Raw genomic sequence first — 26,524 nt, forward strand, 5'->3', positions numbered from 1 at the left:
CACGATGACAGCGCTTCGGAGAAGCCGCTGTTCGCGTGGTTAAGAACCTATGGGGAGCGCTGGTGCGTGCGCAAACTATTTTTCCGACGAGTTTCCCTCAGTCTTCGTCGGCGCCCTCGTCAAGCTCCTGGCCTGCGCAGATGGCGAGGACGTCGGTTCCGAAACGGTCCAGCTTGCGCCCACCGACTCCGGAGATGGCGGACAGTTCACGCTCGTCCCCCGGGACGGCTTCGGCGATCGCCATGAGCGTCTTGTCGGTGAACACGCAATAGGCAGGTTGCCCGAGCTGTTTGGCTTGGCCGGAGCGCCACTCCCGCAAGCGTTCGTAGAGTCCTTCGTCCATGTCGGAAGGGCAGTCTTCGCAGCGCATCAGCTTCATCTCGCCGGCGTCCGTAAGTGTCTTTCCACAGACTCGGCACAGGGCCGGGCCCCGGCGCTTGCGGCGTCCGCCGGCGCCCCGCTCGATCCCGCCTTGGCCTGCGGCGTTCCGAGCCCCGGGAGCAGTGCTTCCCGGCCTCATCCCGTTGAGGAAGCGCGTGGGGCGGCGAGTGGCTCGACCACCGGGTGATCGGGCCAGTGCCCAGGACAGGGCGAGGTGGAGTCGGGCTCGGGTGACACCGACGTAGAGCAGTCGTCGCTCTTCCTCGATCTGCTCGTCCGTCTTGGCATAGGTGATCGGCATCATGCCCTCGGTGAGGCCGACGAGGAACACTGCGTCCCATTCGAGGCCCTTGGCCGAGTGGAGGGAGGCGAGGGTGACGCCCTGGACGGTGGGTGCGTGCTGCGCTGCGGCCCGCTCGTCCAGTTCGGCGACGAGATCGTTGAGGGTGGCTTCGGGCCGGGCTCGGGTGAAGTCCTCGGCGAGCCGCACCAGGGCGGCCAGGGACTCCCAGCGGTCGCGCACCGCTCCGGAGCCCGCCGGGGGCTCGGTCGTCCACCCCTTCGTGGAGAGGACGGCCCGCACTTGGGAGGGCAGGTCCTCGGCATCGTCGAGCAGGGAGTCATTGCCGCCGGCGCGGGCGGCGCCGCGCAGGGCGACTCCGGCTTCCCGCACTTCCTGGCGTTCGAAGAAGCGCTCGGCTCCGCGCAGCTGGTAGGGGACTCCCGCGTCCGCGAGGGCTTGCTCGTAGACCTCGGACTGGGCGTTGATGCGGTAGAGCACGGCGATCTCGCCGGCGGGGACGCCTTCGGAGATCAGTTCTCGGATGCGGTGTGCGGTGCCTTCGGCTTCGGCCGGCTCGTCCGCGTACTCCGTGTAGGAGGGGTCGGGACCGGGGTCGCGTTGTGAGATCAGTTCGAGCCGGTGTTCTGCGGCCCGGCCGCTGGCTTGGCTGAGCAGGCCGTTGGCGAGATGGACCACCTGGGGGGTGGAGCGGTAGTCCCGGACCAGTTTCACGACGGTTGCGGACGGGTGTCGGGTGCGGAAGTTCAGCAGGTGGTCGGGGGTGGCACCGGTGAAGGAGTAGATCGTCTGGCTGGCGTCGCCGACGACGCAGAGGTTGTCGCGGTCTCCGAGCCAGAGGTCGAGCAGGCGTTGTTGGAGCGGGCTGACGTCCTGGTATTCGTCGACCACGAAGTGGTGGTACTGGCGGCGGATCTGGTCGGCGATGTCGTGGCGGTCTTGGAGGATGCCGACCGTGAGGAGGAGGACGTCCTCGAAATCAATCACCGCGCGATCCCGCTTCAGCTGCTCATACATCCCGTAGATTTGGCTGATTTCCGATGTGTCGCGAGGGGCGTCACGGAGGGACTTGGCGACGGCAGCCGGATAGTCAGAGGGAACCGTCTGGGTCACTTTCGCCCATTCGATCTCACTGGTGACATCACGCAGTTCATTGCGGTCGAGGCGAATACGGCAGCGGGCCGCGGATTCGGCGACCAGTTGGATCTTGCGCTCCAGAAGTCGGGGCATATCGCCACCAACAGCTTTCGGCCAAAAATACTGGAGTTGTCGAAGCGCCGCGGAGTGGAAGGTGCGTGCCTGGACACCGCCTGCGCCCAGCTGTCGAAGTCGACCCCGCATCTCTCCCGCGGCGCGGTTGGTGAAGGTGACGGCGAGCACGCTGGAGGGTTGGAGGATGCCTGCGCGGACCCCGAAGGCGATGCGGTGGGTGATCGCTCGGGTCTTGCCGGTGCCCGCGCCGGCCAGCACGCACACGGGACCGTGCAGAGCGGTCGCCACTTCGCGTTGCTCGGGGTCGAGCCCGTCGAGCACCGCGTCGGCCGACTCGGGGACCTGCGGGAAAAGGGAGGAGTGCGTTGCTGCTGTCACCCTGCCATGCTGCCAGGTCCGCGGAGGCGGCTGCGGCCTTTGTCCACAGGGGGGTCGCAATAGTCGTATGAATCGACCCTCGACGGCGAGCCGCGCCCGGAAGCCCGGCACGGGGACGCCGAAGCGCCCTGGCTCGCTCCACGTAAGACGGGTCGGAGGCTTCCGCGCAAGACGGGTCGGAAGCTGGGCCGGAGGCTAGCGCGGAGGCCGTAGTGCCGGAATCGGGAATGGTGGCCGAGGCCCGCGCGTTTGACGTGGTGCGCGCACCAGCGGGTGTGACGGGCCGCCGTGAGTTGAAGGAGCACGAGGGACGATGTCGGGCACTGTGACGATGTACAGCACCACATGGTGCGGATACTGCCGTCGGCTGAAGGGCCAGATGGATCGGGAGGGCATCGCGTACACCGAGATCAACATCGAGCTGGACCCGGAGTCCGCGGCCTTCGTGGAGAAGGCGAACGGCGGCAACCAGACGGTTCCGACACTGTTGATCGTTTCCCCCGCCGGCACCGAGTCGGTCATGACGAACCCGAGCCTGGCCCAGGTGAAGCAGGCCCTCGCCGCCTGATCCCCGTCTCCGTACGGACTGATGCCGTGCGTGCATGGGCTGACGCCGGAGGGACCCCGCGAGCGCGGGGTCCCTCCGGCCTTTGGTGTCGTCGCTGTCGCACGGACGCACCACGTGGGTGTGATGGGCGGAGGGTGCACCGGGCCGGGCACGGCCGAACCCGGCACGTTGCCTCGGTCAGACTCCGCTGCCGGGCCTGGGCAAGGGCTGGCCGTACCACCGCTCGATCAGGCGGGCCGCGATGGAGATCCCGTACGGCGGGAGCACGTCGCCGGATTCGAATGCCTTGCGCAGGTCGTCCCGGGAGAACCAGCGCGCCTCGTGCAGTTCTTCACCGTCGACGGTGATGTCGGACGAGGTGGCGCGGGCGGTGAAGCCGAGCATCAGGCTGGACGGGAAGGGCCACGGCTGGCTGGCAACATAGTCGACCTCGCCGACAGTGACCCCGGCTTCCTCCCAGACTTCGCGGCGTACGGACTGTTCGATGGATTCCCCGGGTTCCACGAAGCCCGCGAGGGTGGAGAAGCGCCCTTCGGGCCAGTGCAGCTGGCGTCCGAGGAGCGCCCGGTCGTCCTCGTCGGTGACGAGCATGATCACAGCCGGGTCCGTACGGGGGTAGTGCTCGGCGCCGCACGCCTGGCAGCGTCGGATGTGGCCGGCAGCGGCGATCACGGTGCGGTCGCCGCAGCGCGAGCAGAAGCGGTGCAGCCGCTGCCAGTTCTCCAGTGCGACCGCGTGGACCAGGAGTGCGGTGTCGCGCGGGGAGAGCAGCAGTCCGGCTTCGCGCAGTCCGGCCGGGCGGGCCGATTGGTCGATCCGGCCCGGGAGTGCGTCCTTCTGGAGGGCGAAGTAGCGCACGCCGTCCTCGTCGGTGCCGAGGAAGTAGCGGTGGGTCTCGGTGACGGGCGCTTCGAAGGCGGGGGTCATCACGAGTTCGGTGCGGCCGTCGGGGGTGTCGTCGATGAGTGCCTGGCCGCCGCAGACCACGAACACTCTGGTGGTCGGATGGCTCCAGGCCGCCGCCAGCCAAGCCTCGTCGAGCCGGTGGTGTGCCTGACGGTCGATTCCGCTGGGCGCGGTGAGGCTGACGGGCGCGGTCGGGCCTCGGTGGTCGCTGCGGACCGCGCCATCGGTACGGACCGCGCCATCGGTACGGACCGCGGCATCGCTGCGGCCCTGTCCTCCGGTACGGGCCGCGCCATCAGTGCGGTCCTGTCCTTCGGTGCGGTCCGCAGGTGCTTGGCCGTTAGTGCTCACGTACTTCCAACTCCCCCGGTGGATCGGGTTTCGGTTCTGCGCGGATCAGTTGGTGGTGGCGAGGTCGCTCCAGAGGTGTGCGGCGGTCTCGACACCCTTGAGCAGAAGGTCCACCTCGACCTTTTCGTTGGGTGCGTGCCAGCCGTCGGAGGGGACGGAGATGCCCAGGAAGAGCACGGGCGCACCGAGGACGTCCTGGAGGTCGGCCGCGGGGCCGGAGCCGCCTTCACGGGTGAAGAGGATCTGCTGCCCGTCGAAGGCCCGGCTCATGGCACGGACGACGGACTGGAGCGCGGGGTGGTCGAGCGGGGTCAGGCACGGTCGGGTGGAGGGGGCGAAGCTGATGTCGAAGCGGACGCCGTCAGGGATGCGGTCGGTGATCCAGCGGCTGACCGCGACTTCGATCACGTCCGGGTCCTGTCCTGCGACCAGTCGGAAGGTGAGCTTCAGCCTGGCTGACGAGGGGATGATCGTCTTGCCGCCGGGACCTTGGTAGCCTCCGCCGATTCCGTTCACCTCTGCGGTGGGGCGGGCCCAGATACGTTCCAGGGTGGAGTAGCCGCTTTCCCCGAGCGTGGCGTGGGAGGTGGCAGTGGCCAGCCAGGCTGCTTCGTCGAACGGCAGTTTCGCGAACAGGGCCCGTTCGGCGTCGGTGAGGGGCGTGACGTCGTCGTAGAACCCGGGGATGGCGACACGTTCGTCGGCGTCGTGGAGGGAGCCTGCGATCCGGGCGGCGACGGTCGCCGGGTTGGGTACGGCACCGCCGAACGATCCGGAGTGGATGTCCTGGTCGGGGCCGTGCAGTTCGACCTCGCACTCGGCGAGGCCGCGCATTCCGGTGCAGACGGTGGGTGTGGTGGGCGACCACATGCCCGTGTCCGAGACGATCACCGTGTCTGCGGCGAGTCGGTCCTTGGCGCTCTCGACGAGGGCCCGGAAGTTCGGTGATCCGGACTCCTCCTCGCCCTCGACGAGGAGTTTGAGGTGGACGGCCGGGGTGGTGCGGCCGGTGCCGGCGAGGTGCGCCCGGACGCCGAGGGTGTGGAAGAGGACCTGACCCTTGTCGTCGGCCGCGCCACGGGCGTACAGCCTGCCCGCGTCGGTACGGGGCTCGAAGGGGTCGCTGTGCCAGCCGTCCTCAAGCGCGGCGGGTTGGACGTCGTGGTGGCCGTAGACGAGGACGGTCGGTGCGTCGGGGTCGTCCGACGGCCATTCGGCGAACACCGCGGGCGCGCCCGGTGTCGTCCACACCTCGACGGTGGGGAATCCCGTCTCGCGCAGTTTGGCGGCGAGCCAGTCGGCGCTGCGCCGGACGTCCGTCGCGTGTTCGGGCTGGGCCGACACGGAGGGGATACGCAGCCATTCCACCAGGTCGTCGAGGAAGGCGACGCGGTGCTGCTCGATGTACTGGCGGACGGCGCTGTCCGGGGTGTCGCTCATATCAGTGAGCCTAACGGGCGTCGGTGAGCCCTTCCTCCGCCGTCTCGCCCTGCAGGATGCGTTCCAGGTCGGCGCGGCCGGGCAGGTTCTGGGGGCGTACGACCTCCCCGCTGCGTACGAAGACGAAGGCCGCGTCGACGGCGTCGGTGGCGAGGCCGTGCTGCTCGGCCCAGGCGAGGCGGTAGATCGCGAGTTGCAGTGGGTCGGCGGTGAGGGTGCGGCTGGTCTTCCAGTCCACGATCTCGTACGTATGGGTGGGGAGGCCGTCCGCCGTGGTGCCGGGGGTGCGGTAGACGGCATCGATGCGGCCTCGGATGACCCGTCCGGCGAGGGTGATCTGGAAGGGCGATTCCATGCGGTGGGGCGTTCGGCGGGCGTAGGGGGTGCGTTCGAATGCTTCTTTGAGGGCGGCGAGATCGTGTTCGTCGGTGATCTCGGAGTGATCGGTGTCATGGGCGTCGGGGTCGGCGCCGGGCAGTTCGTGGGGGCCGAGCATGGGGAGGGGCAGTTCCTCGAACCGGGATTCCACCCAGGCGTGGAAGCGGGTGCCGCGCCGGGCTGCGGGCTGGGGCGGGCGGGGCATGGGACGGGCCAGCTCCTGGGCGAACCCGTCGGGGTCGGCGGCCAGCCGCATCAGCTGGGAGGCGGTGAGTGAGGCGGGGAGCGGGACGGTCCGGGTGGTGGAGCGGGACCGCTGGAGTTCGCGGGTGAGGGCGTGGAGGTCGCGGTCCCAGGAGGCGATGGTGCGGGCTTCCTCGGCGGTGGTTCCGTCGGTGGTCGGGGCGGCTTCCCGGCGGGGGTGAGGAAGGTCGCTCCGGCTCTGGGCGGGGTCGCCGGGGTGGGTGCCGGCCATGGTGTGCGGCCGGGGTGCGGGCGCGCCGGGCACACCCTCTGAGCCGCGCGGTTCGGCCTGTTCGTTTCCGGGCTGCTCGTTTCCGGCCTTTTCGTTTCCGGGCTGCTCGTTCTCAACCGGGTGCGCCCCCGGTGACTGCGGCATGACGTCGTCGTACGGTTCGGGCTCGTACGACTCGTCCTCGTACGGTTCGGGCTCTTCCAGTCCCGCGGGGAAGAGGTCGTCCTCCGGGCCGGTCGGCACCGGGGCGAGGGTCTCGGGGCGACCGTGTTCCTCTGCGTACGGGTGTTGTGACCCGCGGTCGCGCCGGGACGGGCCGTCCAACGGCCCGTGATCCGGTGTGGCGGAAGCCACATGGGCCCGTACGAGGTCGGCCGCCCTTCGTCGGCGGACCAGGGATTCCGGGTCGAGGGGAAGTGGCCAGGCCCGCTCCGGTCCGGACTGTTGGAGGAAGGGGTTCTCCAGGTCCGCCGGTGGTGCGTCCGCCCATGCCTCGATCTCGCCGTGGCCCTGGGCACAGTGTGCGTACAGGGCTTCCAGGAAGGCCGATGGTCCCCTTTTGCGCTTCTGTGTGGGTCCCCACCAGTGCCCCGAGGCCAGGAGCAGCGAGCGGGGTCGGGTGAAGGTGACATAGCCGAGGCGGAGTTCTTCGGTGTGTTGGTGGGCCTTCATCGCGTCCTTGAAGGCTTTGATCCCCTTGGCGTCCCAGGAGGCGAGTTCGGGCAGGGTCGCCGCGTCGCCGCGGAGTGCGTGGGGCAGCACCCGGGCGTGTGCGGTCCATGCTTCGCGCGGCTGATCGCTCGGGAAGTGTTTGGTGACGAGCCCGGGGACGGCGACCACGTCCCATTCGAGGCCCTTGGACTTGTGGGCGGTGAGCACCTTGACGGTGTTCTCACCGCCGGGCAGTGCGTTGTCCAGGCCCTTCTCGTACTGCGCGGAGGTGCGGAGGAAGGCGAGGAAGGCGAGGAGAGTGGTGTCCGTGTCGAGGGCCGCGAAGCCGGCTGCGACGTCCAGGAAGTTTCCGAGGGTCTCGCGGCGGCGGGCGGCGAGGGCATGGGGGGATGCGGACAGTTCGACGTCGAGGCCGGTCGTGCCGAGGACGCGGTGGAGGACGTCCATGAGGGGGTCGGCGAGCGCGCGTCGGAGTTCGCGCAGTTCGGCGGCGAGGCGGGCGAAGCGGCGGCGGGCCTCGGCTGAGAACGGCAGGCCGTCGTCTGGGTGACCGCCGCCCGCATCGAGGAAGGTGTCGAGGGCGTCGGCGAGGGAGGTGACCTCGGCCGGGTCGGTGCCTTCGACGGCTGCGGCGAGCCGTTCGTCCGGGTCGTGGTCGTCGGCCGAGGCGCGGTGCACCAGCAGTCGTGCGCGGCGTCCGAGGAGGGCGAGGTCCCGAGGGCCGATGCGCCAGCGGGGGCCGGTGAGGAGCCGTACGAGGGAGGCGTTGGCTCCGGGGTCCTGGAGGACTTCGCAGACGGCGACGAGATCGGCGACTTCGGGGAGGTGGAGCAGTCCGGAGAGGCCGACGACCTCCACCGGAACGTCCCTGGCGACCAGGGCGCCTTGGATTTCGGGGAAGTCGGCTGCCGTGCGGCACAAGACCGCGATCTCGCCGGGTGCCTTGCCGGTGCGGACGAGGTGGGCGATGGAGTCCGCGAGCCAGTCGATCTCCTGGGCGTGGGAAGGGAGCAGGGCGATGCGGACCGTTCCGTCGCGCTCGGCTCCCGGCGCGGGTCGTAGGGCCTCGACGCCTTCGTGCATGGCCCGCAGGGGGGTGGCGAGGTCGTTGGCGAGGTGGAGGAGCCGGCCGCCGCTGCGGCGGTTCTCGCTGAGCGAGTACCGGGTGGCGGGCGTGCCGTCTGCGGCGGCGAAGTGGTGGGGGAAGTCGTCGAGGTTGGCGACGGACGCTCCGCGCCAGCCGTAGATGGCCTGGCAGGGGTCGCCGACGGCGGTCACGGCGTGGCCGGTGCCCTGGCCGAAGAGTCCGGAGAGGAGGAGCCGCTGGGCGACGGAGGTGTCTTGGTACTCGTCGAGGAGGACGACGCGGAACTCGTTCCTGAGGGTCGTTCCGACGGCGGGTCTGGTGAGGGCGAGGCGGGCGGAGAGCGCGATCTGGTCGCCGAAGTCGAGGAGTTCGCGGGCGTTCTTCGCGGCGCGGTAGCGGAGGGTCAGTTCGAGGAGTTCACGGCGGACTGCGGCGGTTTCGGGGATCTTGCGCAGATCGGCGTTGGAGAGGCTGCGGTCGTCGAGGTCGCGGAGCAGGTCCGTGTCGTGCGCGGCGAGGTCTTCGGGCGGTACGAGGTGTTCCGACAGTTCGGCGTCGAGGGCCAGCAGATCGGTGACGAGCAGCGGGAAGGAGCGGGTCAGGGCCGGGTAGGGGCCGGGCGCTTCACGCAGGACGCGGGCGGCGAGCTGGAAGCGGGTGGCGTCGGCGAGGAGTCGGGCGGTGGGTTCCAGGCCGATGCGCAGCCCGTGGTCGGTGAGCAGTTGTCCGGCGAAGGCGTGGTAGGTGGAGATCCGGGGTTCGCCCGGGGGGTGGTCGGGGTCGATGACGTCGGGGTCGGTGACGCCGGCCCGGATGAGGGCCTTGCGGACGCGCTCGGCGAGCTCGCCGGCGGCCTTGTTGGTGAAGGTGAGCCCGAGGACCTGTTCGGGTGCGACCTGGCCGGTGCCGACGAGCCAGACGACGCGGGCGGCCATGACCGTCGTCTTCCCCGAGCCGGCGCCGGCGACGATGACCTGTGGGGCGGGCGGCGCGGTGATGCAGGCCGTCTGCTCCGGGGTGAAGGGGATGCCGAGGAGCTCCTTGAGCTGCTCGGGGTCGGTCAGGCGCACGGTCACAACGGAAGAGGCTAACGGGCGCCTGTGACAGTCGGCCCTCAGAAGCCCTGCGTACGGCTGGTGCGGGCGGGCTTTCGATGCGGCGGAGGGTCACTCCACGATGTGGCGGCCTTCGGGGCGGGCGCTGCACGAAGCACGGAACGCGCAGGTGGTGCAGTGCTGTCCGGTGGCGGGGGTGAAGCGTTCGTCCAGTACGCGACCGGCGGCGGTGGCGAGGAGTTCGCCGACCCACTCCCCCGCGAGCGGCTCCTGTGCCTGGACCTTGGGCAGGGCGTCGCCGCCCTCCTTCTTGGCGGCGCCCTGACGGAGGTGGACGAGTTCGGCGCCGCCCGATTCGGGCCGGTTCCCGTCGAAGGCCTCGTCGAGCGCGCCTTCGCGCACGGCGAGCTGGTAGACGGCGAGCTGGGGGTGGCGGGCGACCGCTTCGCCGGTGGGTGCCTGTTTGCCGGTCTTGAAGTCGACGACGTACGCACGGCCGTCGGCGTCGCGTTCGACGCGGTCCATGGAGCCGCGGATGCGCACCTCGTACTCGCCGGCTTCCAAGGTGACGGAGAACTCCTGTTCGGTGGCGGCGGGGGTGCGGCCGGCACGGTCCATCACATGCCAGCGCAGGAAGCGTTCCAGCGCGTCCCGAGCGTGTTGTTTCTCCTGTTGTGACTTCCAGGGGGCGTCGAAGACGAGGCCGTCCCAGACGGAGTCGAGGCGTTCCATGAGGACGGCGAGATCGGCGGGGGTACGGCCGGAGGCGACTTCGTCGGCGAGTACGTGGATGACGTTCCCAAAGCCTTGGGCGGCGGTGGCGGGGGCGTCGGCCTTCACCTCGCGGCCCAGGAACCATTGGAGTGCGCAGGTGTTGGCGAGCTGGTCCAGGGCGCTGCCGGAGAGGGTGACGGGCTGGTCCCGGTCGCGCAGGGGTACCCGGCTGAGGGTGGGCTCGTCGAGGCCCCACCAGCGGTCGGGGTGCGCGGACGGGACGAGCGGCATCCCTTCGTCGTCGGTGAGGGTGGCGAGCCGGGCGAGCCTGCGGGCGGCTGCGTCGCGGAGGGTCGGGGTCGCCTCGGGGTCGACGGTGGTGGCGCGGAGTTCGGCGACGAGCGCGGCGACGGCGAGGGGCCGGCGCGGGCGGCCGGTGATGTCGTGCGGCTCCTTGCCGAGTTCGGTCAGGAAGCGGGAGGGCTGGTCGCCGTCGTCTGCGGGTGCCTTGACGGCGGTGACGACCAGCCGGTCGCGGGCGCGGGTGGCGGCGACGTAGAACAGCCGGCGTTCTTCGGCGAGGAGCGCGCCCGGGGTCAGGGGTTCGGCGAGTCCGTCGCGGCCGATGCGGTCGGCTTCCAGGAGGGAGCCGCGGCGCCGGAGGTCGGGCCAGAGCCCTTCCTGTACGCCGGCGATGACGACGAGGCCCCATTCGAGGCCCTTGGAGCGGTGCGCGGTCATGAGGCGTACGGCGTCGGGCCTGGTCTCCCGGCCGGTGAGGGTGTCGGCTGCGATGTCCTGGGCTTCGATCTCCTCGATGAAGTTCAGGGCGCCCCTGCCTCCGGTGCGTTCTTCGGCGCGGGCCGCCGTGTCGAACAGGGCGCACACGGCGTCCAGGTCGCGGTCGGCGTTGCGGCCGGCGGCACCGCCACGCAGGGCCGCCCGCTCCAGCCGGGCGGGCCAGGTGGTGCCGTTCCACAGTTCCCAGAGGGCTTCTTCTGCGGTGCCTCCCCGTTCGAGGAGCTCCCGGGTTTTGTGGAGGAGTCGACCGAGGTCCTGGGCTCTGCGGGCGTACGAGGGGTCGTGCGCGACCAACCGCTCGGGCTCGGCGAGCGCGCGGGCGAGGAGGAGGTCGGAGGGCGGTGGTATGCGGTTTCCGGCTGCGCGCTCCTCGTCGCGCAGGGCGCGGCCGAGCCTTCGCAGGTCGGCGGTGTCCATGCCGGCGAGCGGGGAGGCGAGGAGGGTCAACGCGGTGTCGACGTCCAGCCAGGGTGGGGGGACGTCGTCGGGGTGGGCTGGGATGGAGGTGTCCGAGGCGGGCTGCACCGGACCGCTGGGCGTGGTGGGCGACTCGTCGGTACCGGTTTCTACGGCCCTTGGCTCCGCGAAGACTGACTCCGCAGCCCCAGGCTCCGCCGCCTCTGGCTCTGCCTCCGCGGGGCGGGCGTCCATGGCCCCGGGGTCCATGGCCTCTGGCTGCGGCTTCGGCTCCAGCTCCAGCTCCCGTGACTCCTGCGGCTCGCTGGGGTCACGCGGTTCATGCGACTCCTGCGACTCCTGCGACTGATCGTCCTTCTTCGGCTCCTGCGATCCCGTCGACGTGGCTCCCGCTGCCCCCGCCACCACGCGCAGTGCGGCCAGCAGGGGGGCCACCGCGGGTTCGTGGCGCAGCGGCACGTCCGCCCCGTCCACTTCGAGCGGTACGCCCGCGGACGTCAGGGCTCGGCGGATGGACGGGAGCGTGCGGGTGCCGGCGCGGGCGAGGACCGCCATGTCCTGCCAGGGGACGCCGTCTTCCAGATGGGCCCGGCGCAGGATGTCGGCGATGTTGTCGAGTTCGGTGGAGGCGGTCGGGAAGGTGTACGTCTCGACCGTGCCGCCCTCGCGGGTGGGTTCGAGTTCCCGGTGGGCCCGCACCTTGTCGACGGGCAGCTGCGTCAGCGGCATCCGTCGGGTGAGCAGTCGCGTGGCTTCGAGGAGCTTCGCTCCGCTGCGGCGGGACCGGGTGAGGACGGCCACTTTCGCCGGGGACCCGTCGGGGTGCGGAAAGGCGTCGGGGAAGTTGAGGATGCCGTTCACGTCGGCGCCGCGGAAGGCGTAGATCGACTGGTCGGGGTCGCCGAAGGCGACCAGGGTGCGGCCCCGGCCCACGAGTGCTTGGAGCAGGCGCACCTGTGAGGGGTCGGTGTCCTGGTACTCGTCGACGAAGACCGTGTCGTAGGGGAAGGTCAGTGGCGAGGCGGCCCGCTCGGCGAGGAGCACGGCGCGGTGGACCAGTTCGGCGTAGTCGAGGACGCCCTGCATGTCGAGGACGTCGAGGTACTCGGCGAGGAAGGATGCGGCGGCCCGCCAGTCGGGGCGTCCCGTACGGGCGGCGAAGCGGGCGAGGGAGGCGGGTCCGAGGCCCAGTTCGCGGCTGCGCGCCAGTACCGCGCGGACCTCGTCGGCGAAGCCGCGGGTCGTCAGACAGGCCCGTAGTTCATCGGGCCAGTGGTGGCGGGCGAGCCCGCGGGCCTCCAGGTCGAGCTGGCCGGTGAGGAGCTCCCGTACGGCCACGTCCTGCTCCGGGCCGGACAGCAGGCGCAGGGGTTCGGCGAAGAGGTCGGCGTCCTGGTGGGCGCGGACCAGTGCGTAGCAAAAGGAGTGGAAGGTGGTGGCCTGGGGGCCGCGGGTGCCGCCGAGGCGCAGGGCCATGCGGTCGCGCAGTTCGACCGCGGCCTTGCGGCTGAAGGTGAGGACGAGGATGCGCTCCGGGTCGGCGCCCTCGGCCACTTTGCGGGCCACGGCCTCGACCAGGGTGGTGGTCTTGCCGGTGCCCGGACCTGCGAGGACGAGGAGCGGGCCGGAGTCGTGGTCAACCACCGCGCGCTGTGCGGCGTCCAGCACAGGGGAGCCCGCCGCGCCCGGCTGCGTCCGCACCAGCCGGTATGCGCCCGGGGTCCGCCGCCGTACCTGTCGCTGGTACGGGGGATTCCCGGTGGTGGAGGAGGAGCTCACGTGGATCGCCGGTCCTGGTGGGTGTGCTGATGGTGACGGAGCGGTCGGTGCCGCGCGTCGACGACGCTACGCCGGCCGACGCCTACCGTGTAGGGGGGTGGGGCCCTGCGTCAGCCGTTGCCGTGCCGGCCTCCGCTCGCCGTTTCGTCCCGGTCGGTGCTGCGGGCCGGGGTCCATCGCCGGGTGGCCGTTCTGCTCGGGGGCTCGCTGCTCGCGGGCGGGGCGCTCTCCTCGTACGGGCTGGTGTGCGGGGCGCCGTGGCCCGCCCCGCCCGGCGGGGGCTCCTGACCGCCGGTGCCGTCGCCGATTCCGCCGTCCCACCGGGCGCGCTTCATGTCGATGCGGGGCACGTGCCCCTCTGCACCGGGCGGGGCCTGGCGCAGCGGCGTGCCCTCGGTGCGGTAGGCGGCCATGGCCTCCTGTTCGTGGCCGGGCAGCAGGGTGCCGTCCGCCCGGACGACGCGCCACCAGGGCACTGCCGAGCCGTACAGGGCCATCGCTCGACCGACCTGGCGCGGTCCGCCTTCTTCGAGCCACTCCGCGACGTCGCCGTAAGTCATCACCCGACCGGGCGGGATCAGGTCGACCACGTCGAGCACCCTCTCGGCGTACTCGGGATACTCGGGATACCCAGCGCCCTCGGGGTGGTCGGCGGTGTGCGGCTGCTCTTTCACCCCTCCCATCCTGCCGCACCCCACCGACAGCCTTCGGTGCACCTGTGGATAAACCGCAGGAGGGACGGCGGGGGTGGACAATGGTCAGCATTCGATGAAGTGCTCCGTATCACCCGGTTCATCTCCCCGCGATACACCCTGATTCCCCTCTCTGTCCTCAGGTCGTGCCACCATCGTGCGGGCGGTGACTGGTGATACGAGATCAAGAAGAGACCGAGACGACCGAGGAGCAGGGCGTGCAGCCAGGTGGGGCGGCGAGCACTCCTGAGACCGAGGCGTACCCGGACGCATCCGTTCCGTCCAAGGGGCTCGACAGGGTGGAAGATCCGCACGGTTCCGGTAGGGCCTCGGGCGACGAGGGGCCCGGACCGCTGTCGCCGATGCACTCGCCGACGGACGGCACCCCACCGGACAGCACGGACGATCCACACGACACGGACGGTTCGGAGCAGTCGGCGGCCGGCGGCGACCGTTCCATGCCCGGCGGCCGGCCGGCTCGCGGCTCGGGCGTCGAGGGCGGCCCGTCCGGGGTGAGCGAGCCGACGAGCGACGAGGGTGATGCCGCGGAGGACGTCTGCCGGGACGCACCGGACATCGGCGGAGTCGACCGGGTCTCCGGCGACGAGCCGCTGCTCGCCGCCCGGGTGCACCGCCCGTCCGACCTGCTGCGCCTGCTCATCGGCGTGCTCGCCATCGCCGTGGTGCTCGCCATCGCCGCCTTCGCCAGTGGCACCACCTCCGGCCTGGAACACGACATCAGCAAGGGCACCGGACAGGCCCCCGACCTCCTGGTGAAGATCGCCGGTCTGGTCTCCAGCATCGCCGTGCTGCTCGTCCCGGTCGCCTTCGCCATCGAACGACTGATCAAACGCGACGGACTGAGGATCGCCGACGGCGTCCTCGCCGCCGTGCTCGCGCACGGAGTCACGCTCGCCACCGACCTCTGGGTCGCCCGGGCCGCCCCCGGGACCCTTCAGGACGCCCTCACCCAGACCCAGACCAACGGCGGTCTCACCGATCCGGTCCACGGCTATCTGGCACCCGTCATCGCCTACATGACCGCGGTCGGTATGGCCCGAAGACCGCGTTGGCGGGTGGTCCTGTGGGTGGTGCTGCTGCTGGACGCGTTCGCGATGCTAGTCGCGGGCTATACGACACCGTTCTCGATCATCCTGACGGTGCTGCTCGGATGGACGGTCGCCTACGGCACGCTGTACGCGGTCGGCTCGCCGAATGTGCGCCCGACCGGCCAGACCCTGATGGCGGGACTGCGTCACGTCGGTTTCCACCCGGTCAAGGCGATGCGCGCGGAGGACGTTCCCGAGTTGGTGCCCCTGCGCCAGGACGGGGCCGGTGCGGACCAGAGCGACCGGGGCCGGCGCTATCTGGTCACCCTGGAGGACGGCCCGCCGCTCGACGTCACGGTCGTCGACCGGGAGCAGCAGGCGCAGGGGTTCTTCTACCGGGTGTGGCGGCGGTTGACCCTGCGTTCGATCACCACCCGGCGTTCGCTCCAGTCCCTGCGTCAGGCGCTGGAGCAGGAGGCGTTGCTCGCGTACGCGGCGATCGCGGCCGGCGCGAATGCGCCCAAGCTGATCGCCACCTCGGAGTTGGGCCCGGACGCGGTGATGCTCGTCTACGAGCACCTCGGCGGGCGTTCCCTGGACGCCATGACGGACGACGAGATCACCGACGACGTGGTCCTCGGAGCGTGGCGGCAGGTCCAGGCGTTGCAGTCGCGCCGGATCGCACATCGGCGGCTGAACGGCGACGCCATCTTGGTGGATCGTTCCGGCAAGGTGATCCTGACCGATCTCCGTGGTGGTGAGATCGCCGCGGGCGATGTGGTGCTCCGCATGGACATCGCCCAACTGCTGACCACCATCGGGCTACGAGTGGGTGCCGGACGGGCGGTGTCCACCGCGCTGGAGGTCCTCGGCCCGGACAAGGTGGCCGACTGTCTGCCCCTGCTCCAGCCGATCGCCCTCACCCGATCGACCCGGGCGACGCTGCGCAAGCTGGCGAGGGAGCGCTCCGAGCGGGAGCGGGAGGCCACTCTGGAGGCGTCCGCCGCCGCCAAGCGGGCCCGTGCGGAGGCGTCAGGAAAGTCCTCGGACGAGGACACCAAAGCCGCGCGCAAGGCGGAGCGGGCGGAGAAGCAGGCCGACAAGAAGGCCATGGACGAGGCCCTCGACGAGGTACGGGAAGAGGATCTGCTCACCCAGATCCGTCATCAGGTGCTGTTGATCCGGCCGCAGGCTCCGGTCGAGCCGGTCCGGTTGGAACGCATCCGGCCGCGCACGCTGGTCAGCCTGATCGCCGGCGCGGTCGCCGCGTACTTCCTGCTCTCGCAGATCGCGGGCAATGACTTCGGTACGGACTTCAGCCATGCGCACTGGGGTTGGGTCGCCGCCGCGGCGGCGTTCTCGGCGCTCACGTACGTGGCCGCCGCGATGAGCCTGCTGGGCTTCGTGCCCGAGCGGGTGCCGTTCCCGCGGACGGTGGCGGCGCAGGTTGCCGGGTCCTTCGTGAAGATCGTCGCGCCGGCGGCGGTGGGCGGTGTCGCACTGAACACCCGCTTCCTCCAACGTTCGGGGGTCCGGCCGGGGCTCGCGGTGGCGAGCGTGGGAGCGTCACAGCTCTTCGGTCTGGGTGCGCACATCCTGTTGCTGCTCACCTTCGGCTATCTCACCGGTACGGAGAAGACTCCGTCGCTCAACCCGTCCCGGACGGTGATCGCCGGTCTGCTGACAGTCGCGGTGCTGGTGCTGGTGGTGACGGCGATCCCGTTCCTGCGGAAGTTCGTCGCCACCCGGCTGCGCTCGTTGTTCGCGGGTGTGGTGCCCCGGATGCTCGACGTGCTCCAGCGGCCGGGGAAGCTCCTCACCGGGATCGGCGGGATGCTGCTGCTGACCGGCGCGTTCGTGATGTGTCTGGACGCCTCGATCCGGGCCTTCGGCGACGGGCACCAACCACTCAGCTACGCCAGCCTCGCCGTGGTCTTCCTGGCGGGCAATGCGCTCGGGTCGGCGGCGCCCACGCCGGGTGGCGTGGGCGCCGTCGAAGGCGCCCTGATCCTGGGTCTGATCGCCGCCGGAGTGCCCAAGGAGGTCGCGACGGCCTCGGTGCTGCTGTACCGGACGCTGACGCTCTGGTTGCCGGTGCTGCCGGGGTGGTTCATGTTCAACCATCTGACGCGCAAGGGCGCCCTGTAGTCCACACCGCACACAAGGCGCCCTGCGGCTCGTACGGTGCCCGGCAGCGCTGACGGGGCAGGCGCACCGGCGGTCGGCTCCTCCCGGCCGGCTCCGTCACACCACCCGCTTGGCCCGCCACGGGGGCGGAGCGGCCCGCCGCACCGCACGATGGCGTCATGCCGACCACTTCCACCGCCGTGCGTGCGGTCGCCTTTGCCGCCTCCTTGACCGTGTTGCTGGCCGCGGGCTGCTCGGACGGCGGCAGCAAGGACGGTGATGGCGGGTCGGAGCGGTCGACGGTGGACGACTTCGCCACCCAGCGGCTGACCTGGACGGCGTGCCCGGCTCCGTCAGCCGCGGAGGGCGGCGGGCCTTCGCCCTCGCCCCTGCCCGGCGGTGCGACCTGGCAGTGTTCGTTCATGGAGGTGCCCCTGGACTACGACGAACCCGGCGGCGAGACCATCGAACTCGCCCTCATCCGGGCGCGGGCGATCAACCAGGAGGAACGGATCGGCTCGTTGATCTTCAACTTCGGGGGTCCGGGTGGTTCCGGAGTCGCCACCCTGCCCTCCCTCGCCCCGGACTACGCCGCCTTGCGCAGCCGCTACGACCTGGTGAGCTTCGACCCGCGCGGAGTGGGCCGCAGCGTACCGGTGGAGTGCGAGGACGACCGTCAACTGGATGTGTTCTACGCCCAGGACGCGACCCCCGACGACGCGGCGGAGGAGAAGGCGTACACGAACAGCCTGAAGGGTTACGCCAACGCCTGCGAAGAGAACTCCGGTTCGGAGCTGCCCCATGTGGGGACCGTCAGCGCCGCCCGGGACATGGATCTCATGCGTCGCGTGCTCGGCGACCGGAAGTTGCACTACTTCGGCATCTCGTACGGCACCGAACTGGGTGGGGTCTATGCCCATCTCTATCCGAAGGACGTCGGCAGGGCGGTCTTCGACGCCGTCGTCGATCCGACGAAGAACGCGGAGCAGAGTTCGTTGGGCCAGACCGAGGGGTTCCAGCTCGCGCTCACCAACTTCGCCGAGGACTGCGTCGCCCGCGGCGACGCATGCCTGCTGCCCGGCACCTCCGCGCGAGAGATCCAGGACGGGATCGTGGAGTTGCTGCGGAAGCTGGACGCGAAGCCGATCGCCGGCATCGGCGACCGGAAGCTGACCCAGACCCAGGCGACCAACGGCATCGCCCAGGCCCTGTACTCCACTGAGTACTGGGAACTCCTGGAACAGGGGCTCGACGATGCGGACGGCGGGGACGGGGCCCTGTTGCTGGCCCTGTCCGACGCGATGAACGGACGCAGCGACAACGGCCACTACAGCAATACGGGCGCGGCGAACTCGGCCATCAACTGCGTCGACTCCAAGGAGCGCTACTCGGTGGAGCAAACGAAGGAGAAGCTCCCCGAGTTCCGTGCGGCCTCGCCGGTCTTCGGTGACTACCTCGGCTGGGGCCTGTTGGGATGCACGCACTGGCCGGTGCCCGGGGAGTGGAGTTCGCCGGACGTGTCGGCGCCGGGAGCCGCACCGATCGTCGTCATCGGAAACACCGGCGACCCCGCGACCCCGTACGAGGGTGCGCGGGCCATGGTCGAAGCACTGGGCGAGGGCGTCGGTGTCGAGTTGACGTACGACGGCCAGGGGCACGGCGCGTACAACAGCGGCAACCGTTGCGTCCAGCGCGCGGTGGACGGCTACCTCCTCCAGGGCACGGTCCCGGCGTCCGGAACGGTGTGCAAGGAGACCTGACGACCAACGGGCGTCGCGAAGTACGGGCGTTACGTGAGAGGTGGGCGGTACGCAGGAGGTGGGCCTCGGCCGTTGTGTCAGTGCCGCCGCCTAGGATGGCGGAACATCTCACAAGGCCATGGGGGGCTCCGTGTTCAGGACCATGCGCAGGCGCGCGGGCGCGCTGGTGGCGGCGGGCTTGCTGCTGGCCGCCGCCGTGGGATGCAGTGACGATCCCGCTGGGGACGGCACCCCGGATGCCGGAGGCAGCACCTCGCCGAGCACGCTCGACACGGCAGCACCCCCCGCCGATGGCTCCACCACCCAGACCGTGCTGCCAGCGGCGCTCACCGGACAGAAGCTCGTCTGGAAGGGGTGCAAGGCACCCGTGAAGGCGTACGGCAGCTATGCGGAGAAGCCCGACCGGCAGTGGCAGTGCGCCACGCTCAAGGCGCCGTTGGACTACCGCAAACCGACGGGGGAAACGATCGGGATCGCCCTGGTGCGGGCGAAGGCGCAGAAGCCCGGCAGCCGTATCGGGTCGCTCCTGTTCAACTTCGGTGGGCCGGGCGGCTCCGGCGTCGCGGCCCTGCCGAACAGCGCTTCGGAGTTCAAGACCCTCAACAGCCGCTACGACCTGGTCAGCTTTGACCCTCGGGGGGTCGCCGAGAGCTCCGCGGTGGTGTGCCGCGACAGCAAGCAGGCCGAAGCGGGCTTCCTCCTGGACAACACCCCGGACACCCCTGCCGAAGAACAGGCGTTCCTCAAGGACTCCCGGGCCTTCGGTGCCGGCTGCGCCCGCATGTCGGGCCGGGTGCTCCCCCATGTGGGCACGTCGAACGCGGCCCGGGACATGGATCTGATGCGCCAGGTCCTCGGCGACGACAAGCTGCACTACCTGGGCTTCTCGTACGGCACGGAACTGGGCGCCGTCTACGCCCACCTGTTCCCCGGCAAGGTCGGTCGGCTCGTCCTGGACGCCGTGGTGGACCCGAGCGCGGACTACGTGGGCCATGCGCGAAATCAAGCGCTGGGCTTTCAGCGGGCCATGGACAACTACTTCAAGAGTCGTGACATCAGTGCGAAGGACGGCACCGCGCGGGTGGTGAAGCTGCTGGACCGGCTGGACCGGGAGCCGATGCCCGCGGGAGACGGCCGGAAACTGACCCAGGGCCTGGCCCTCACGGGAATCGTCCTGCCGCTGTACTCAGAGAGCCAGTGGCAGTATCTGACGGATGCGCTGGCAGGCGCCGAGAAGGGGGACGGCACCCAGTTGCTGGCCCTCGCCGACTCGTATAACGGGCGCGACGAGAACGGCGACTACACCACGCGCGACCACTCCCAGCGGGCCATATCCTGCGCCGACACCAAGGCGAAGGTGTCGGCCGACGAGGTGAAGTCCCGTCATCTGGCCGACTTCACCAAGGTCTCACCGGTCTTCGGCCCCTATCTGGCCTGGGACCTCGCCGGCTGGTGCGCCGATTGGCCGGTGGCCGGCGCATGGGAGACCCCGGAGGTGTCGGCGAAGAGTGCCGATCCGATTCTGGTCATAGGGACCACGGGCGACCCCGCGACCCCGTACGAGGGTGCACGGAGGATGGCGGACGAGTTGGGCCCGGATGTGGGGGTGCTGGTGACCAACAAGGGCGAAGGACACGGTGCCTACGGCAACAGCTCCTGTGTGACGCGCACGGTGGACGACTACCTACTGGGCGGGAAGGTCCCGGCCGACGGCAAGACCTGTTCCTAGCCGAGGGGCTCGCGCATGGCGCCGGGCTGGATACCCGCGGTGGGCTTTGCCCCGGTCCCGCCCGAACACCGCCCGGTGCCCGGGCGGAACCCTCGGGCGCCGATGCGGGGTGATCGCGATCGACAGGGCGTGGGGCCGTGCGGGGAACCTCGATACCGGTGCGGAAAACAGCCAGGGCTCCGGACCGGTGACCGGTCGGAGCCCTGGCGGATGGTGCGGAGATCAGTAGATGGGCTTGCTCGGCTCGATCTGGTTGACCCAGCCGATCACTCCACCGCCCACGTGCACCGCGTCGGCGAAGCCCGCCGACTTCAGGACGGCGAGCACCTCCGCACTACGGACACCGGTCTTGCAATGCAGGACGATCTTCTTGTCCTGCGGCAGGCTCTGGAGGGCCGCCCCCATCAGGAACTCGTTCTTGGGGATCAGCTTCGCGCCCGGGATGGAGACGATCTCGTACTCGTTGACCTCACGGACATCGATGATCTCGATGTTCTCGCCGTCGTCGATCCACTCCTTGAGCTGCTTGGGAGTGATCGTCGAACCGGCAGCCGCCTGCTGGGCCTCCTCCGAGACCACACCGCAGAACGCCTCGTAGTCGATCAGTTCGGTGACGGTGGGGTTCTCGCCGCAGACCGCGCAGTTCGGGTCCTTGCGCACCTTGACCTGGCGGTACTGCATCTCCAGGGCGTCGTAGATCATCAGTCGCCCGACCAGGGAGTCACCGACACCGGTGAGGACCTTGATCGCCTCGGTGACCTGGATCGAGCCCACGGAGGCGCAGAGCACACCGAGCACACCGCCCTCGGCGCAGCTGGGAACCATGCCCGGCGGCGGGGGCTCGGGGTAGAGGCAGCGGTAGCAAGGGCCGTGCTCGGACCAGAAGACGGAAGCCTGACCGTCGAAACGGTAGATCGAACCCCAGACGTACGGCTTGTTCAGCAGCACGCAGGCGTCGTTGACGAGGTACCGGGTGGCGAAGTTGTCCGTGCCGTCCACGATCAGGTCGTACTGGCTGAAGATGTCCATCACGTTCTCGGCTTCGAGCCGATCCTTGTGCAGGACCACGTTCACGTACGGGTTGATGCCGAGGACCGAGTCCTTGGCGGACTCCGCCTTGGAGCGGCCGATGTCGGCCTGACTGTGGATGATCTGGCGCTGGAGGTTCGATTCGTCGACCTCGTCGAACTCCACGATGCCGAGGGTGCCGACACCGGCCGCCGCGAGGTACATCAGGGCCGGCGACCCGAGGCCGCCGGCGCCCACACAGAGCACCTTGGCGTTCTTCAGCCGCTTCTGCCCGTCCATCCCGACATCGGGAATGATCAGGTGGCGGGAGTACCTGCGGACCTCGTCGACGGTGAGCTCAGCAGCTGGCTCGACCAGGGGTGGCAGCGACACGGGGACTCCGTTGCGTCGGTAGGTCAGTACGGTTGTTCTCCGGTAACACTGCCACGCGCCTCCTCATTCCGAGACACCCGGTCCGATCTGCGAGACGAATTCGTCCCAGTAGCCGGGCAGGGTGTCATACGGGGATATCTGTCCCGTATGCACTCCTCGCAGCCGTAGGCCGCCCGCTCGCGTCCGGCGTTCCTGAGCCCGGGTCCCCCGCTCGCCGAACGTCTCTTCACAGCATCGCCCCGGGCCGAGTCGACCGGCCCCCACTCCACGGCCGAGACGGTCAAGACGGTCCGTGCGGTCGGTGAAGAAGATCGTCCCCGCGCCCTGCCAGCGGGCGATGCGGGTCGCTTCCTGTAGATGCGTGCGTGGGACCCCGTGCACCAGGTGGACGAAACGCTCCGGCGGATGGTCAGCCGTCCACTCGGCGACCTGCGACCAGCGGTAGTCGGCCCAGGGCCCGGAGAAGGTGACCAACTGGTCGGCTGCCTCCAGATAGCCGGGGTAGGGGTGGGTCCCGTGCCCGAGGACCAGATGGCCCCCGTCGGACAGGGCGGCCAGGGTCGCGGTGACACTGCGCACGGCGGGCAGGTCCTGGCGGCCCGTCGGACAGCGGTCGAGGAGGAAGCCGCCCACGCGGTACCACTCCCGATAGCGCTGCGCTTCGGCGGTCACTTCGGCGACCGTGCGCCGGCCGTGGGCCAGGTCGATGTGACCGAGCACACGCACCCCGGCGTTGGTCAGCCGCCCGGCCGCCGCCAGACCGTGCGGATCGGGGCAGTCCCCGGGCCCGTTGGCGACGTTCAGCACGACCCAGTGCAACGGGGTGCCGGGCCGGGACAGCTCCGCCCACTCATTGGGTGCCAGCAGGGGGTGGGCACAGCCGGGCACGCCCAGCCCGAGCTGCTCCGCACCCGTCGCCGAGAGCCGGGCGTCGGCGGTGGTCAGATGCGACATGCCGCCTCCATCCAGATGTCCGCGAGCGACTCCTCCAGATTGATGCGGGGCCGCCAGCCGAGCCGGTCGCGTGCCGTGCGCACGTCCGCCTGCTGCCAGCCGCCGCATCCGTCGGGATAGGGCACCGGGGTGGCACCGAGTTGCTCCAGGACGGATTCGGAACGCGGTGCGCCGATTCCCATTCCCGGTGGCCGGCCCGGTGGGGTGTCCACCTCGTGCAGGGCACCGGCGAACCCGGCGACCCGGGAGAGGACGGCCGCCGCGTCGCGCAGACGCACCGCCCGACCCGTACCGATGTTGACCACGCCCTGGGCGGCCGACAGGGATGCGGCGTGGACGGCCCGTGCGACGTCCCGGACGTCGACGAAGTCGCGCTGCACCCCGAGTCCGCTGAGCTTGAGCTCACCGTCGCCCGACTGCATCGCACGGCGCATCGCCTCGGCGAGGCGGCCCAGCGGGGATCCGGCCGGGGTACCCGGCCCCACCGGCGAGAAAACGCGCAGCACCACGGCGTCCAAGCCGGAGCCGAGCACCAACTCGGTCGCCGCGAGCTTGCTGACGCCATAGGGTCCGCCCGGTCTGGGAATGGCGTCCTCCGCGGTGGACGAGCCCTGTTGGGAGGGGCCGTACTCGGAGGCGCAGCCGAGTTGGACGAGTCGGGCACCGCACCCACTGCGGCGCAGCGCTTCGCAGACCGTGGCCACGGCGACGGTGTTGTGTCGGGTCAGATCACGGGCACCGCCGCGCGTCGCGCCCGCGCAGTTGATGACGACGCCGGGGTGGACGGCGCTCAAGAAGCGGGTCAGTGCGCCGGGGCTGCCGCCGGCGAGGTCGAAGCGGACGTCCGCGTCATCGCCCCGGCCGAGTGCGGTCAGATGCACGGCGGGGTCGGCGAGCAGTCGATCCGCGACGAAGCGGCCGAGGAATCCATTGGCTCCGAGCAGCAGCACCCTCATCGCGTGCCCCCTGCGTGCCGACGGGTCGCGGCCGGGAGTTGGCTGGTCATGTCGTGGTTCTCCTTCGGAGGTCGATGCGGCTGTTGGCGGGTGGTCGGTCGCCGATGGTGCGGACGCCGCGGTTGGGGGTCGGGGAGGTGGACGGACGGGGGAGGCGGGTGCACTGCCGAGAGCGGCGGGACACTCGGTACAGGGGGTTCGTCTCCGGACGGACCGTGCGGAGGGCGTGGAGAGCTCCGAGGTCCGTTACGGCGGTGCTCCGACCGGTCGGCCCGGCGGTCCACAGCGGGAGGGTCGGACCGACGCCCCGGCGCTGTGGGGCGGCTCGGGGCCGGTCGACCGGTCCATGCCCGGGGGCCGGCAGACCATCGACCTGCGTGGGCGGCCCTCCCCGGGCGGGGCATGGGGGTGCTGGACCGCGAGGGGGTGCGTTCGTCCGCATGGGGAACGTCGGCTTGCGATCCTCCGGCGCGTACTGCTGAGGGGTACGGGTTGCCCGCGCAGCACCGGGTCCTGGGGGGAGGAACGTGCTGTCGGGCCCGAACCCGTCGCCTCGTCGGAGCGCACGCGAGCAGCGCTCACACCAAATGCCGTGAAATGCCATGCGATTCCACCCGGCCGTGGTCAGGGCGCGGAGGCCGGTCGACGGCGATCGGCGGCGGCAGGGTCGACGCAGGACTCCACCAGTCAGCGGCAGTTGTCGGAACGGGGTTCGACGCTTGGTGGACAGGCCGTGGCGGTGCAGGGCGCCGGCAACGGGCAGGTTCAGAACGGCCGGGCGCGGCCCTTTCGTACGGTGGGTCCCCGGTCGATGGGTGCATTCGTGTGCCTCGCACCGGGCGTCCGACGACAGGTGTTCGCAGAAGCGTTTAGCCAACGACCCGTTCAGGGGCTGCCGTCCACCGCGCAGCACCGGGCGGCCGTCCGTGCCCCCCGCGTGAGCCTCGGCGTGACCCTGTCCGTCGCGGCGTACTGCGGGGGCGGACGGTTGGGGGCGTTCGACGCAGTGGTCGCTCGGCCCGATCTGCACGGGTGCGGCGATCTGCGGCAGGACGCGCGCGGACGTGGGCGTGGAGCGGGGGCCGCTCTGCTGCCCTCGGGCATCGCCGTCGAGTCGACCGTACCGGCCCGGTCCACCACGGTCCGCACGGGAGTGGACACCGTACGTGAGCAGCGCGTTCCGCACCGAATACACCCCCGATCACCCTCGTCGTCGGCAGCCGTCGATGCGGCGACCACAGCGGGACGACGGTAAGCCGGGGTGACGGTGGTGTGATGGACGGTTGTCCGTCGCGCCACCGGAAGGGGTGAATGCACGTAACTTTCGCCCCCGGCGGACGTTTCGTCGCGCTAAGAGAGATCGCCATTACGGTGCGTCAAGCCAAGGCCACCCCTTCGCGCGGGGCGCCTCATGGCACGCGCCCGGGCAGGGCGAAGCAGCCGGGTCAACACATCACGCGCCCACGGGTTTTCGGGGGACGACGGGGCCAGCTCGATCAACGGACGCGAGCAGGGCCATCCCGAAGTGGCTGTGCCACCCATGGGCACATGCACGGAACCACCCCTGGGCGGGTGCCGGCGGCGGGTGTCAGCCGCCCGGATGGACCCAGGGGTTGGGCCGGCAACTGATGCCCTTGACGTTGAGGGACTTCGTCTGCTGCTGCATCACGGGAGCGAGCGCACCCTCAGTGGAGCAGTTCACGTGGTCATGGCCGAGGCGGTGTCCGACCTCGTGGTTGATGAGCATCTGACGGTAGGCGTACAGAGCGCGTGGGCCGTAGGTGTCCGACCCCTGTGCCCACCGAAAGGCATTCACCATCACTCGGTCGGTGGCTGCGGAATCGCAACTGACATTGTCGATCGACGTATCGAGGCCGGATTTCTCGCACCACACATCGGTCGTCCCGGGACTGGCGAGGGTCACGATGAAATCCGGTTCACCGGAGGAAATCCGCTCGAATGTCCGCTGGCCTCCGTGCGCCCAACTGCGTTCGTCGTTGAGGGTTTTCTGAACGGCGGTCGCGAACAACAGACCGTCCATTCCCAACCCCTGCTCGATGTCCACGCGATAACGGATCTTACGTCCCTTTCCCGGCGCCTTCTCAAAACCGGGAACGGCCTCGAAAGTCCCGTCCGCAGTCAGTTTCGGGTCAATGGGGAAGGGTGAGGCCATCAGTTGCTCATAACTGGGCGCGGCGGGCTGCACCTCGCGCGCCGGGGCCTTGCGCCCCTCGGAACGGGATGCGGGACCCACACCGCCCCGCTCGTCCCCGGTGGTGGCGGTGCCGGGCTTTGCACCGGCCTCCTCGGCCACTTGTCCGGCGACGACGATGGCGAGCACCGTGGTCACGGCCGCCGCCGCGATGCCGGTGACGGTACGTCCCTTGCTGGGCTTGGGCGGTTCGGGTGAGGGACGGTCGGACGGACGCTCCGCCGCCCTGCGGTCCCCCTCCATGGCATCGGCGGTATCGGCAGCGACGGCCGCACCAGAGGCATCGGCGACATCGGGGGCGTCAGCGGGCCAGGTGGTGACGGATGCGTACGGGTCCGCCCCCGGGGCCGGTCGGCCACCGTCGAACGCCTCCACGAACTCCCTGCGAGGTCCCGGTATCCGCGCACCCTGCGCCATGGCCCCCCGGAGCCCCGGCACACCGGCGGCAGCCTGCTGACGCGGGCCTCCCGTACGGCCCGAAGGCCCACCCGGTGCGCCCTGCCCCTGCTGGGGGCGGGGGACTCCCCACCCTCCCCCGGCCTCGTGCTGCTCGGGGTGCCCGCCGCGCGCCTGCTGGGGGGCGTACCCGGCGGGCAGGTGCTCAGGGCCGGAGGGCGGGGCCGTGCGCCGCCGGCCGGCGTCCGGCTGGGGCTGCGGGGTACGCACTCCGCCCGGCGCCGGCGGTGCGGGACGCGCCGCCGCTTCGGCTTCCCCCACACGTGGGGCGCG

The 26,524-nt window shown here is 70.5% G+C and carries 15 protein-coding genes; 5 read left to right on the forward strand and 10 right to left on the reverse strand.

Annotation, left to right across the window (positions count from 1 at the left end; translation table 11 throughout):
* Positions 1–97 precede the first annotated feature (97 nt).
* Positions 98–2,272 (reverse strand): ATP-dependent DNA helicase UvrD2, encoded by a 2,175-nt coding sequence (locus ABZ348_RS04150; RefSeq protein WP_358929118.1) that lies wholly within the window; start codon positions 2,270–2,272, stop codon positions 98–100.
* A gap of 313 nt (positions 2,273–2,585) precedes the next feature.
* Here ABZ348_RS04150 and ABZ348_RS04155 point away from each other — a divergent pair, with 313 nt between their 5' ends.
* Positions 2,586–2,840 carry a glutaredoxin domain-containing protein gene (locus ABZ348_RS04155; RefSeq protein WP_358929120.1) on the forward strand — a complete coding sequence of 85 codons (255 nt, stop codon included), beginning with the start codon at positions 2,586–2,588 and terminating at the stop codon, positions 2,838–2,840.
* Between the two features lie 177 nt (positions 2,841–3,017).
* Here the strand turns inward: ABZ348_RS04155 and nudC are convergent, their stop codons facing one another.
* From nudC to ABZ348_RS04180, 5 genes are all read right to left on the reverse strand, one after another.
* Entirely contained in the window at positions 3,018–3,905 is an 888-nt protein-coding gene (gene nudC, locus ABZ348_RS04160; protein WP_358929815.1) for an NAD(+) diphosphatase, read from the reverse strand.
* A 237-nt stretch (positions 3,906–4,142) separates the two neighbouring features.
* Positions 4,143–5,537 (reverse strand): dipeptidase, encoded by a 1,395-nt coding sequence (locus ABZ348_RS04165; RefSeq protein WP_358929122.1) that lies wholly within the window; start codon positions 5,535–5,537, stop codon positions 4,143–4,145.
* Between the two features lie 10 nt (positions 5,538–5,547).
* Positions 5,548–9,225, reverse strand: a complete 3,678-nt coding sequence (locus tag ABZ348_RS04170; protein ID WP_358929123.1) for a UvrD-helicase domain-containing protein — start codon at positions 9,223–9,225, stop codon at positions 5,548–5,550.
* A 90-nt stretch (positions 9,226–9,315) separates the two neighbouring features.
* Complete coding sequence (locus tag ABZ348_RS04175) at positions 9,316–12,915, reverse strand: ATP-dependent DNA helicase (RefSeq protein ID WP_358929125.1); 3,600 nt, start codon at positions 12,913–12,915, stop codon at positions 9,316–9,318.
* Positions 12,916–13,025: 110 nt separating this feature from the next.
* Positions 13,026–13,598: an MGMT family protein gene (locus ABZ348_RS04180; RefSeq protein ID WP_358929127.1), complete on the reverse strand. Its 573-nt coding sequence runs from the start codon at positions 13,596–13,598 to the stop codon at positions 13,026–13,028.
* Positions 13,599–13,780: 182 nt separating this feature from the next.
* On the opposite strand from ABZ348_RS04180, the gene ABZ348_RS04185 reads away from it, so the two are divergent.
* The 3 genes from ABZ348_RS04185 (at position 13,781) to ABZ348_RS04195 (ending at position 20,272) form a co-directional block, all read left to right on the forward strand.
* A complete protein-coding gene (locus ABZ348_RS04185; protein ID WP_358929129.1) occupies positions 13,781–16,804 on the forward strand; it encodes a lysylphosphatidylglycerol synthase domain-containing protein in 3,024 nt (1,007 codons plus the stop codon).
* 158 nt (positions 16,805–16,962) lie between these two features.
* The gene (locus tag ABZ348_RS04190; RefSeq protein ID WP_358929131.1) at positions 16,963–18,543 is read left to right on the forward strand and encodes an alpha/beta hydrolase; all 1,581 of its coding nucleotides are present in this window, start codon (positions 16,963–16,965) and stop codon (positions 18,541–18,543) included.
* 142 nt (positions 18,544–18,685) lie between these two features.
* A complete protein-coding gene (locus tag ABZ348_RS04195) occupies positions 18,686–20,272 on the forward strand; it encodes an alpha/beta hydrolase (protein ID WP_358929817.1) in 1,587 nt (528 codons plus the stop codon).
* Between the two features lie 222 nt (positions 20,273–20,494).
* Here the strand turns inward: ABZ348_RS04195 and moeZ are convergent, their stop codons facing one another.
* From moeZ to ABZ348_RS04210, 3 genes are all read right to left on the reverse strand, one after another.
* Positions 20,495–21,673, reverse strand: a complete 1,179-nt coding sequence (gene moeZ, locus ABZ348_RS04200) for an adenylyltransferase/sulfurtransferase MoeZ (protein WP_358929133.1) — start codon at positions 21,671–21,673, stop codon at positions 20,495–20,497.
* Between the two features lie 63 nt (positions 21,674–21,736).
* Positions 21,737–22,627: a spherulation-specific family 4 protein gene (locus ABZ348_RS04205; RefSeq protein WP_358929135.1), complete on the reverse strand. Its 891-nt coding sequence runs from the start codon at positions 22,625–22,627 to the stop codon at positions 21,737–21,739.
* Positions 22,615–23,583, reverse strand: coding sequence for an NAD-dependent epimerase/dehydratase family protein (locus ABZ348_RS04210; protein WP_358876140.1), 969 nt, complete (start codon positions 23,581–23,583; stop codon positions 22,615–22,617). The genes ABZ348_RS04205 and ABZ348_RS04210 overlap by 13 nt, the downstream gene beginning before the upstream one ends.
* Before the next feature lie 811 nt (positions 23,584–24,394).
* On the opposite strand from ABZ348_RS04210, the gene ABZ348_RS04215 reads away from it, so the two are divergent.
* Entirely contained in the window at positions 24,395–24,838 is a 444-nt protein-coding gene (locus ABZ348_RS04215; RefSeq protein WP_358929137.1) for a hypothetical protein, read from the forward strand.
* Between the two features lie 333 nt (positions 24,839–25,171).
* Here the strand turns inward: ABZ348_RS04215 and ABZ348_RS04220 are convergent, their stop codons facing one another.
* Positions 25,172–26,512 (reverse strand): DUF3152 domain-containing protein, encoded by a 1,341-nt coding sequence (locus ABZ348_RS04220; RefSeq protein WP_358929139.1) that lies wholly within the window; start codon positions 26,510–26,512, stop codon positions 25,172–25,174.
* Between the last annotated feature and the right edge of the window lie 12 nt (positions 26,513–26,524).

Source organism: Streptomyces sp. NPDC005963, from assembly GCF_040638655.1.
Lineage (GTDB): Bacteria > Actinomycetota > Actinomycetes > Streptomycetales > Streptomycetaceae > Streptomyces.

What these genes read in the sequence shown, in the direction of transcription:
- ABZ348_RS04210 (WP_358876140.1), bottom strand. Translation starts at nt 23,583, where the DNA reads ATGAGGGTGCTGCTGCTCGGAGCCAATGGATTCCTCGGCCGCTTCGTC.
- ABZ348_RS04155 (WP_358929120.1), top strand. Translation starts at nt 2,586, where the DNA reads ATGTCGGGCACTGTGACGATGTACAGCACCACATGGTGCGGATACTGC.
- ABZ348_RS04195 (WP_358929817.1), top strand. Translation starts at nt 18,686, where the DNA reads ATGCGCAGGCGCGCGGGCGCGCTGGTGGCGGCGGGCTTGCTGCTGGCC.
- ABZ348_RS04215 (WP_358929137.1), top strand. Translation starts at nt 24,395, where the DNA reads ATGGGTGCATTCGTGTGCCTCGCACCGGGCGTCCGACGACAGGTGTTC.
- ABZ348_RS04180 (WP_358929127.1), bottom strand. Translation starts at nt 13,598, where the DNA reads ATGGGAGGGGTGAAAGAGCAGCCGCACACCGCCGACCACCCCGAGGGC.
- ABZ348_RS04190 (WP_358929131.1), top strand. Translation starts at nt 16,963, where the DNA reads ATGCCGACCACTTCCACCGCCGTGCGTGCGGTCGCCTTTGCCGCCTCC.
- ABZ348_RS04205 (WP_358929135.1), bottom strand. Translation starts at nt 22,627, where the DNA reads ATGTCGCATCTGACCACCGCCGACGCCCGGCTCTCGGCGACGGGTGCG.
- ABZ348_RS04165 (WP_358929122.1), bottom strand. Translation starts at nt 5,537, where the DNA reads ATGAGCGACACCCCGGACAGCGCCGTCCGCCAGTACATCGAGCAGCAC.